We start from the raw sequence: 1,577 nt of genomic DNA on the forward strand, positions 1-1,577 counted from the left end.
CCGCCGCCGACGCACCGCAACGGCGGCTCGGCCCCGTAGAATCGGGGGATCATGGCGACTTTCGGCACCCTCTCCGACCGGCTCACCGAGACCTTCCGCAACCTCCGCAAGAAGGGGCAGCTCACACCTGCCGACGTCGACGGCACCGTCCGCGAGATCCGTCGCGCGCTGCTCGACGCGGACGTCGCGCTGCCGGTCGTCAAGGACTTCACCGCGAAGGTGCGCGAGCGCGCCCTGGGCGACGAGGTCAACCGCGCACTCAATCCCGCGCAGCAGGTCGTGCAGATCGTCAACGAGGAGCTCGTCTCGATCCTCGGCGGCGAGCAGCGCCGCCTGCAGTTCGCCAAGAACCCTCCCACCGTCATCATGCTCGCCGGCCTCCAGGGCTCGGGCAAGACGACGTTCGCCGGCAAGCTCGCCCGTCAACTCGAGAAGGACGGCCACACGCCCCTCCTCATCGCGGCCGACCTCCAGCGTCCCAACGCGGTGAACCAGCTTCAGGTGGTCGCCGAGCGCGCGGGCGCCGCGATCTATGCACCCGAGCCCGGCAACGGCGTCGGCGACCCCGTGAAGGTCGCTCGCGACGGTGTCGAGACGGCCCGGCGTCAGCAGCACGACGTCGTCATCATCGACACCGCCGGACGCCTCGGCGTCGACGCCGACATGATGAAGCAGGCCGCCGACATCCGCAAGGCCACCGACCCCGACGAGGTCCTGTTCGTCATCGACGCGATGATCGGACAGGACGCCGTCAACACGGCCAAGGCGTTCCAGGACGGCGTCGACTTCACGGGGGTCGTGCTCTCGAAGCTCGACGGGGACGCGCGAGGCGGCGCCGCCCTGTCGGTCGCGTCGGTGACCGGGAGGCCGATCATCTTCGCGTCCACGGGTGAGGGGCTCGACGACCTCGAGGCATTCCACCCCGACCGCATGGCGTCGCGCATCCTCGACCTCGGCGACATCCTCACGCTCATCGAGCAGGCCCAGCAGGCCTTCGACGAGGAGGAGGCGCTGAAAGTCGCCGAGAAGCTCGCGAGCGAGACCTTCACCCTCGAGGACTTCCTCGAGCAGATGCAGCAGATGAAGAAGATGGGCTCCATGAAGAAGATGCTCGGGATGCTCCCGGGCATGGGGTCCATGAAGGACCAGCTCGAGAACTTCGACGAGCGCGAGATCGATCGCACCGAGGCGATCATCCGGTCCATGACCCCGGTGGAGCGACGCAACCCGAAGGTGCTCAACGGCTCCCGCCGCCTGCGCATCGCGCGCGGCTCGGGCATGACGGTCACCGACGTCAACCAGCTCGTGCAGCGCTTCGAGCAGGCGGCGAAGATGATGAAGACCGTGGCACGCGGCGGTGTGCCCAACATCCCCGGTATGGGCCCGGTTCCGGGCGCCGGCCGCCCGGGTACGTCGTCCAAGCGCGGCAAGCAGCAGAAGGCGAAGGGCTCGCGCTCGGGCAACCCGGCCAAGCGCGCCGCCGAGAACGCCGGCATCGCGGCGCAGGCGCAGGCACCCGCGGGCTCGGGCTTCGGGCTGGGGGCCGGTGCCGGCGCGAAGGGTCAGCCGAGCGAGGC

The 1,577-nt window shown here is 69.7% G+C and carries 1 protein-coding gene; it reads left to right on the top strand.

Going from position 1 to position 1,577, the window contains the following annotated elements; genetic code table 11:
• Positions 1-51 precede the first annotated feature (51 nt).
• On the top strand, positions 52-1,577 hold a 1,526-nt coding region (gene ffh, locus EIO58_RS17615), incomplete at its 3' end, for a signal recognition particle protein (RefSeq protein ID WP_127820525.1).

The organism is Microbacterium sp. CPCC 204701 (assembly GCF_004010105.1).
Lineage (GTDB): Bacteria > Actinomycetota > Actinomycetes > Actinomycetales > Microbacteriaceae > Microbacterium.